An 8522-nucleotide genomic window follows, 5' to 3' on the forward strand; every position below is an offset into this window, starting at 1 on the left:
ATACGAATATATGTTCGTGTTGTAAATAGCAAAAGTCTCCCAAATTGAAAAAATAGGTAACGGGATTGGCGCAAAATGACTCTTTTTGCGCTACCTATAAAAATCGTAGGCTCACACCATCTACTCTACCATAAAAAATAGGGCAAAAACGATTTGTGTCTTAAACGGTTAATTTTTGATCCTGAGCGCTCTTTTTATTCCTGAAAATAGGTTTTTTTATCCTTATAATCAGGTTGGACCTTCTTATTTACTGACTTCTCGTTCATTTATTAGTTTTTGCCTGATTAGCCTTCTATAGATGACCTGTCCTCCCCTAAAGGAAAATCATCTCCAATATACCATATCTAAGAAGTATCGCCTATCCTATTTCCTATATTTTTGGAAAATGAGTGATTATTAGGAGGCAAGCATGCGACGAAACCCCAAAACACCTACTAATAGCTACTTATCACATGCCAAAAGTAGCGGTTCTCTCAACTAATGGGTAGGATATATTTCCTGCTCAATCGACTGGCATGCTATCTAGCTCTAATCTGATAGTTGTCAAAAAATACAGAAAATAATTTATAATTTGCGAGAAAATACCTCTTCTTACTTCTATTGTAGTTTTTACAAACCTATGTTACGCTTTTTTCATCAAAACAAAGGAGATGACTTAATTGCAAACAATAATTTTTGCTAAGAAAAATGGCCTGGCACTAAAAGCAGACTTCTACAAAAGTCCACGTCCGGATGCCGCAAAAACAATTATTTATTTTCACGGTGGTGGTCTCATTTGGGGGCTTCGTAGTGATTTTCCCGAAGCATATCGCAATCTTTTTCTCGAAGCTGGTTATCATTTTTTCGCGGTGGATTATCGCTTAGCACCGGAAACGAAGCTGCCCAATTTATACGAAGATGTTCAAGATGCGATTTCTTGGTTCGAAGCGAATGCTCGCGCAGAATTCGGAATTGGAAATGCATTTATTCTATTCGGTCGTTCTGCCGGCGCTTACCTTGCGCTCCAAGCTGCTGCTGATGCTACACTCCCAAATGCTGATGCCGTGCTATCATTTTATGGCTATGCATCGATTGGTGGTGCTTGGTACCAAAATCCGAGTCCTCATTACGCGAAACTACCAACAATTCCTGCTGAGTTAAAAAACGCACTTACTAGTAAGTCAGAGCTCACCGAAGGGCTCATCGAAAAGCGTTACGCCTTGTACATATATTGCCGCCAAACGGGACAATGGCTAGATGAAGTTTTGGGTTCGCATCAAGACGCTGATATCGACGCATTTTCCCTTGAAGATATACGCGATTTCAGCTTTTTACCTCCCGTATTCATCGCGCATAGCACAACCGACAAAGATGTTCCTTACACAGAAGCTGAAAAAATTGCGCAGACTACGTTCCAGAATGAGCTTTTCACAGTGCAAAATTTGGAACATGATTTCGACTCCAACATCGATGACGGCTTACCAGCCTACAAGCGAGCGCTACTTTTTTTAGAAGAATATAAATAAAAAGGCTAGTAGAGGATAGGGCATAAGCCAAATAAATCGGCGACAAGCGCTTGCATTCAAGGGATTGGCAGACTTCCGGTTCTCACATACACAAGTATGCTCCGCTTCCGGATTCCACCAATCCCTTGAATACAAACGCTTTCGCTCGATTTGTGTAAAGCAAAATTCACGTCTTACCCCCAAAAAAGGACTCGTGATATCTTACTTACTTTTGTGTAGAATCACCTTTTCTCCTAGTCTCTGCTAGCCTTTATTTAATTAATAAAACAGGGCATGTCGCATATTGCACGACTTTTTTTTGCGACACTGCCTATTGTCAGTTTTTGAACGAGTGACAAATCGTGATGCCCCATAATCAGCATATCTATTCCCATTTCGTCAGCATATTTTGTCATTTCTTTTGCGGGAAAACCATTCAAAATTGCCGTTTTATAAATAAATCCCGCCTCGCTAAGGAGTTCACCTTTTTCAGCAATCATTTTCTGCGCGTCCTCCATTAAATTCACCTCTATGTCCACGCCAACCTCCACATCTTCGGCAATTGCCTTGTCATTTACGACATGGATAAGCGTAATCTCCGGTGTCTCTGCAAATTCCTTGCACAACGCTACTGTTTTTTCCATTATTTTTTTAGAAAGTTGATCATCTGCAATTAATACCGCTAATTTCATCCTAATCCCCCCATTAATCAAGTGCACTCAAGGCTTTTCGTCCTACTAACAAAACAATAATTCCAACAAGTACCGCGAATCCTGCTACATAAAAAGTCACGTGCGGATTGAACCAAACTGCTAAGCTTCCAGCGAGCCATGGCGCAATGGCACCACCTGTGAACCGGATAAAGCTATAAGCCGAGGAAGCCGTGGAACGCTCAACTGGCGAAACAACCATCACAGCTGATGTAATTAATGTGTTATTAATTCCCTGAAAAAAACCAGCAATCACGATACACACTGAAATCACCATACTATAGTTTGCACCAATGCCCATTACAACTAATATAATTGCAAAAAGGGCCAATGCTCCTATCATGACAGACTTTGTTCCCCATAATTCTTCCAAGCGAGGTGCTACAAAAACCGAGGAAATGGCTAGCATCAGACCCCACCCAAAGAATACCAAACCTACTTGAATTGCACTATAACCAACCATCAGAAAGGGCGAATAAGCAAGCAATGTAAAGAAACCAAAATTATAAAATAGTGCTGTTAAGCCGGTCACGAGCAACCCTTTATGACGTAAAGCTGTCAAGGAACTCCAAAATTTCGATTTCACTTTTGGTTTTGGTATCGGATCGAGCAACATGATTATCGCCACAAATCCTATCGCCATCAATGTTGCTACTCCAAAGAACGGTGCACGCCATGAAATACTCCCAAGAAGCCCTCCAACAAGTGGGCCAACAGACATACCAAGCCCCATCGCTGCTTCATACATGATAATCGCTTTTTCCGTTGCACCCGAGCTAACCGCAATAATCGTTGCCAGCGCAGTCGAGATAAATAGTGCATTCCCAAGCCCCCAACCAGCGCGCAAGCCAACTAATTGCCCAACAGATTGTGACAACCCGCCAAGTCCTGCAAAAATAATAATAATGATAAGTCCGATAAGCAATGTCAATTTTGCCCCAATTCGGCTTGATATAAACCCTGTAAACAGCATCACAACACCGGTCACCAACATATAACTCGTAAATAATAGCGATGTTTGTGCCGGTGTTGCATGCAATTGTTCCGAAATAGATTTCAAGATAGGATCGACCAGTCCGATTCCCATAAAAGCTACCACACACGAAAAAGCCACTGCCAATGCTGATTTAGGCTGATGCAGCAAGCTTTTCAAAACACCATCTTCTTTTTGTAACGCCACTTTTCCTTCTACCACAACGAACCACTCCTGTTTGTTTATTAGCTTCATGTAAAGTATACTCCTAATAGAACTTATATGTCAATATTGACATGTTTATTTTTACATTAAAATTTTAGAGTAAAATATGTTATACTAAACGAATAAACATTGCGTTGGAGGGGTTCAAATTGAATACATTGAGTTATGTCCTGCTATGCATGCTCGCACGAAAATCCTGCACGGGATATGAGTTAAAGCAATATATGGAGCTATTTTGGCAAGCACATCATAGCCAAATCTATACTGTTCTTGGCAAAATGGAATCAGAAGGTTACGTCCAATTTGAGACAGATTCTGAAACAACAAAAAAAAATATACTCTTTAACTGAGAAAGGAGTCCAAACCGTCAGCGAATGGGTATTAGAAGAAACAGCCGATCCTATTAGTCGCGATGAATTCCTCGCCAAAATCTATGTGATTGCACTAATGGACAAAAACACCGTGGCGCAACTTTTCAACGACCGCCGCAGACACTATAAAAAAAGAGCTGCGATTAATAAACCGAAGCTCGAGGAACTGGAAGCCTTGCAACATGATTCGAGACGAAAAGAAGACTGGCGCAATTCATTTGGTAGATATTTGATTGTGAAACGCCGTGATGATCTCTGCACGCAAGAGCTTGCTTGGTGCGACTGGGCCGAAGATTTATATCATAATTCATTTGATAAAATATGAAGAAGCGCTTGAGTGACTGGTTTTGCGTCGCTCAAGCGCTTTCGTCTATTAACCATTCCAACCAAGATGGCACCGGAACACCCAGTTCATTAAAAATAATCCCCCCTGCTGCTTGGAATAACTCCAAACTAATAATAAATAAAATAGCTGCTGCAATATAGCGAGGCCACTTCCGCCAACGCTCCCGATGAAAAACATAATCCGCAAGCCCCGCAAGTGTCATGGCGCAGACAAGATAAAATACTAATTTTATAATAATCATACCCTTACTCCAATATCTTATTTTCTATTTTTATACCCGCATTTTCAATATAACAAATGAGTTTGTCAACATCTTCTCCAAGAGGAATATCTAAGCGATAAACTTTGCCATCATTCACTTCTATAAGAACAAATTTGCTGTAATTAGTGAATACTTGGCCAAAAATATTTTTAGATTTCAGTTCTACTTTTGAGATTTCTCTTATCTCTATCTTGAAATTGGCAGATTTCTGTAACAATGATAAGAATGCTTTCTTATCAACAAGTTTATCACATTCTAGTTCCCTCTTCTTCTGCTTTTTTGTAGCCAAGTAATATGGTAACTGAAACAGCCCTATCGCGATAATATTGCCAGCCATACTTGCCTCAAACGCTTTCCTATTATAAAAATCGCCTCCTACTTGAAAAAAGTATAACCTACCGCTATCTAAATATACCCGCATATATCTATCAAAAATAAGCGCCTTTCTTTTTACTAAATGAAAAACATGCTACTCTCCCCTATACAACCGTTCTATTGGAAATTGTTTCACCCAACGATCATCATAAAACGCACGATGAAAATCTTGCATCATCTGATCCCCTTTATTTTCCTTTTCCGCATAACTATAACATGCAATCCCAACAAAAATAAGCGCTACGAGTATCAAGCCCGCCGCAATCAATTTCTTCATGATACGAAACTCCCTCATTTTTTACACTTAGCGTACCATAAAAATAAGCCAAAAAACCAAATTTGTCCTAAACGTATATATTTTGATCCTAAACGCTATCACTTTTCAAAAAAAGAACCCTTTTTCAAGGATTCTCAGACTGTAGATAAACTACTTTACATGATTTCTCGCCAAACCTCAGCGTGTCGACAAATGCTTAGTTTCTAGGCAAAAGCGAGTACCAGCGTGGAGCGTACTTGGGTACGTTGACTGAAAACAAGGAGGGAGAAGTATCCCCGACCATGTGAGAAGTTATGCGCAACGAAGTGTAGAAGAGCACTGGAACGGAGTTTTTAACCTAATGGGTTACAGGCTCGCTCTGTTCTCCTGCATATTGGGGCTCTAACTCCTTTCAGTCGAAGAGTCCCAACAATGAGCGTTTGTCGACACGCTGGAACCCTTTTTCAAGGATTCCTCTTGTTACTAGGCTTTCAATTTCGAATGGCTTCTTCCATATACGAAGTACACAGCCAGCCCTACCACAAACCAGATTGCAAATGAAATCCATGTAATCGCGGATAGATTTAGAATCAAGTATACGCACAATAGGAATGATAACGCCGGTACAACAGGGTATAGCGGTGTTTTGAAACCAGTTGTTGGTAAGTCTTTATTTTTGCGCAAGAAGAAAATTCCAAGTGAAACCATCGAAAAGGCAAATAATGTTCCGATGTTAATCAGTTCGGCTAATTGCGCCAATGGTACCACGCCTGAAACAAGTCCCATCGAAAGTGCAAAAATAAGTGTATTACGAACCGGTGTGTTACGTTTTCCTAATTTAGAGAAGCTTTCTGGCAACAAGCCGTCGCGTCCCATTGCGAACAGCAAGCGTGTTCCACCATAAGACATAACAAGAATAACAGTTGTCATCCCAACAATCGCACCAAGCGACAATAAACCTGCGAACCAATTTTGTCCAATAGCTTGAAGTGCAAATGCTACAGGAGCACTAACTCCTTCCAAATCAGCGTACGGTACAATCCCAGTCAAAACGCCTGATAGCAAAATGTACAGCAGCGTACAAATCCCGAGTGAAGCAATAATCCCGATTGGCATGTTGCGCTGTGGATTTTTCACTTCCTCTGATGCCGTTGAAACAGCGTCAAAACCAATATAAGCGAAGAATACCATCGACGCACCAGTAATAACGCCGCTAAATCCAAACGGTAAAAATGGTGTCCAATTATCCGGTTTTACATAGAAAACACCGACAACAATGAACAATACGACAACAGCAACTTTGAGAAGTACCATGATATTATTCACGCGTGTAGATTCTTTAATTCCTAGACTAAGCAAAATACCAATAACAATAATAATTATGAATGCCAATAAATCGAAATAAGTACCATTACTTGGACTATAAGAACCCGATATCGCTGTTGGGATATGGATGCTAAAACCTTCCAATAAGCTTTTCACATAAGCCGCCCAGCCACTTGCAACAGCTGCAACCGCGAGCCCATACTCTAGAAGTAACGACCACCCTAGTATCCATGCAATTCCTTCGCCGAACACATGGTAACTATATGTATACGCACTCCCGGCAATCGGCAATTTAGAAGCAAACTCCGAATAACAAAGTGCCGCCAAACAACAAGCTAAGCCTGCAATAATAAATGAAATAATGATTCCTGGTCCTGCTGTGACTGATGCAATTTGTCCTGGCAAAATAAAAATACCTGCCCCAACTACAGCCCCAACGCCTAGCATTGTTAAATCAAAAGCACCAAGCGTCTTGTTTAAATGATGATCACCACTTATTTCTAAATGAAATTTCTTTTTTCTGAAAAATGAACTGTTACTTTCCATCAAACTCCTCCATTCTATATTCGAATTTTAGCATAATTTTCGGACTATTTCAACTGACAATTGCGAAAAAATCAGTTAGCTAATTCGTCCAAAGCGTAATCAAGAGCTTCCCTAACCGCAACCGTTTCTTCCAATTCCCGACATAGTTTTAATTTTGCCACGATTGATGGCAATACAGTCGCATCGTTGCGTGCGATTTCTGTCAAATAAAGTGCAGCGCGAATTCGGACGATATAGTAGTCATTTTGCAAATTTTCAAAGAAGCTGTCCAACTCCCGATATCCTAAAAGTGCTAAGCCATAAAGCATCCCAATTTTAGCAACATCATCTTGCTCCTGAAGCAGTAAGCGTTGCAAAACTGGTATAGCTTCCGCTTCTGCATTATGTCCAACAGCCTCAGCAGCATAACAGCGAACAAGCTCGTCATCATCATTTTCCACTCGATCTAAAAGCTGCGGTACAATTTCTGCCTCGCCCCATTTTGCCAAATACTCCAAACAATTAATCCGCCGTAATGCATCCTCACTCTTTAGCCCTGTACACGCAAGCTCAAATGCCCGCGAATCATCAAGATACCACAAATATTCATATCCACTATCCCGAATACCTTTGTTTTCATGCACCACACTTCGTAGCAAAATCTCCGTAACTACTGGACGATCCACAAAATCTACCAACATATCTAAAGTTTCCGTAACTTCCTGCCAGTCGGGTTCCACCATCCTCTCGAGCTTCCGCCACTTCTGCAATGCCAGCTTCAAACTCTCTTCCGTATTCTCCTCGACTCCCAAATAAGAAATAGCCTCGCAGTAAAATGACACCGAGCCATGTTCATAATCTTTCACATAAAACTGAATATCTTCTATCTGCTCTGGGCTAATCTGAATGTCGCCAAACCCAACATCCATATCCATTTTCAAACTACTAATCCCTATAAAACGCAACATTAAATCATACATTTTCCCATCCACAGAATACAGAAAAACTGCCGTAAGACATGCCTTAGAATCATAATATGGCGGTAATTCCAGTACCTCATACGAAAATTTCGACATCGTATCTAAATAGACACCATCGAAGCTCGGTAACACTTCCCGTATTTCTTCCCAACCATCCCAATGTTTCATATCTCCCCTCCAATACTCACTGTTCCATAATCAGCTCCACTAAATTACTATACATTTGCTCACATTTCCCTGACTCATGTGACCCCAAATAAATTTCTTCCAACATCTGTTTTGAATTGCCTATACGCAAACAAAGTAAATCCCCAGTCCCATCATCTGCAATCGCCACAAACTGATTAGAGAGGCCATTTTCCCTTGCCAATTTAGTATTCCTCAGCACACCATCATATGTTTTTCTCAAATTTTGAGGTTGAAACATACCCCAGATAAATCGGCGACAAGCGCTCGTATTGTTGGGGCTCTTCGAAATGAAATGAGCTAGAGCCCCAATATGCCTATGAGCATCGCGAATAGGCGGCTCTTTCCAGGGTTCTTCTACGCTGACGCTTCGCATAACTTCTTACATGGTCGGGGATAAGACTCCCTCCCTGTTTTCAGTCATCATGTACAGTCGTACACTCCGCTTTGTTGTGGTTCTTTGAAGCAAAGCGAATTAGAACCTCAATATGCAAAGGAATGGA

At 40.8% G+C, this 8522-nt stretch carries 11 protein-coding genes; 3 read left to right on the top strand and 8 right to left on the bottom strand.

Features of this window, described 5'->3' with window-relative positions; genetic code table 11:
* The first annotated feature begins 659 nt into the window (after positions 1 to 659).
* Positions 660 to 1505, top strand: a complete 846-nt coding sequence (locus PROCOU_RS15200; RefSeq protein ID WP_051994454.1) for an alpha/beta hydrolase — start codon at positions 660 to 662, stop codon at positions 1503 to 1505.
* Positions 1506 to 1759: 254 nt separating this feature from the next.
* Here the strand turns inward: PROCOU_RS15200 and PROCOU_RS15205 are convergent, their stop codons facing one another.
* Both PROCOU_RS15205 and PROCOU_RS15210 read right to left on the bottom strand, forming a co-directional pair.
* Positions 1760 to 2176, bottom strand: coding sequence for a universal stress protein (locus PROCOU_RS15205; RefSeq protein WP_036074038.1), 417 nt, complete (start codon positions 2174 to 2176; stop codon positions 1760 to 1762).
* Positions 2177 to 2189: 13 nt separating this feature from the next.
* On the bottom strand, positions 2190 to 3422 hold the full coding sequence (locus tag PROCOU_RS15210; protein WP_051994455.1) for an MFS transporter: 1233 nt from the start codon (positions 3420 to 3422) through the stop codon (positions 2190 to 2192).
* 194 nt (positions 3423 to 3616) lie between these two features.
* Here PROCOU_RS15210 and PROCOU_RS19385 point away from each other — a divergent pair, with 194 nt between their 5' ends.
* Positions 3617 to 3742 carry a hypothetical protein gene (locus PROCOU_RS19385; RefSeq protein ID WP_425268391.1) on the top strand — a complete coding sequence of 42 codons (126 nt, stop codon included), beginning with the start codon at positions 3617 to 3619 and terminating at the stop codon, positions 3740 to 3742.
* Entirely contained in the window at positions 3696 to 4088 is a 393-nt protein-coding gene (locus tag PROCOU_RS15215) for a virulence activator alpha C-terminal domain-containing protein (protein WP_244266343.1), read from the top strand. The genes PROCOU_RS19385 and PROCOU_RS15215 overlap by 47 nt, the downstream gene beginning before the upstream one ends.
* 31 nt (positions 4089 to 4119) lie before the next feature.
* Here PROCOU_RS15215 and PROCOU_RS15220 read toward each other — a convergent pair whose 3' ends face one another.
* The 6 genes from PROCOU_RS15220 to PROCOU_RS19125 form a co-directional block, all read right to left on the bottom strand.
* Positions 4120 to 4350 (bottom strand): hypothetical protein, encoded by a 231-nt coding sequence (locus PROCOU_RS15220; protein ID WP_036074040.1) that lies wholly within the window; start codon positions 4348 to 4350, stop codon positions 4120 to 4122.
* 4 nt (positions 4351 to 4354) lie between these two features.
* A complete protein-coding gene (locus tag PROCOU_RS15225; RefSeq protein WP_036074042.1) occupies positions 4355 to 4708 on the bottom strand; it encodes a hypothetical protein in 354 nt (117 codons plus the stop codon).
* Positions 4709 to 4840: 132 nt separating this feature from the next.
* Entirely contained in the window at positions 4841 to 5023 is a 183-nt protein-coding gene (locus PROCOU_RS15230; protein ID WP_036074044.1) for a hypothetical protein, read from the bottom strand.
* A 462-nt stretch (positions 5024 to 5485) separates the two neighbouring features.
* On the bottom strand, positions 5486 to 6874 hold the full coding sequence (gene bcaP / locus PROCOU_RS15235; RefSeq protein WP_036074046.1) for a branched-chain amino acid transporter BcaP: 1389 nt from the start codon (positions 6872 to 6874) through the stop codon (positions 5486 to 5488).
* 71 nt (positions 6875 to 6945) lie between these two features.
* Positions 6946 to 8001 (bottom strand): HEAT repeat domain-containing protein, encoded by a 1056-nt coding sequence (locus PROCOU_RS15240; protein WP_036074048.1) that lies wholly within the window; start codon positions 7999 to 8001, stop codon positions 6946 to 6948.
* Positions 8002 to 8017: 16 nt separating this feature from the next.
* Positions 8018 to 8395 (bottom strand): SMI1/KNR4 family protein, encoded by a 378-nt coding sequence (locus PROCOU_RS19125; RefSeq protein WP_036074050.1) that lies wholly within the window; start codon positions 8393 to 8395, stop codon positions 8018 to 8020.
* Between the last annotated feature and the right edge of the window lie 127 nt (positions 8396 to 8522).

Source organism: Listeria rocourtiae FSL F6-920 (assembly GCF_000525975.1).
Taxonomy (GTDB): Bacteria; Bacillota; Bacilli; order Lactobacillales; family Listeriaceae; genus Listeria_A; species Listeria_A rocourtiae.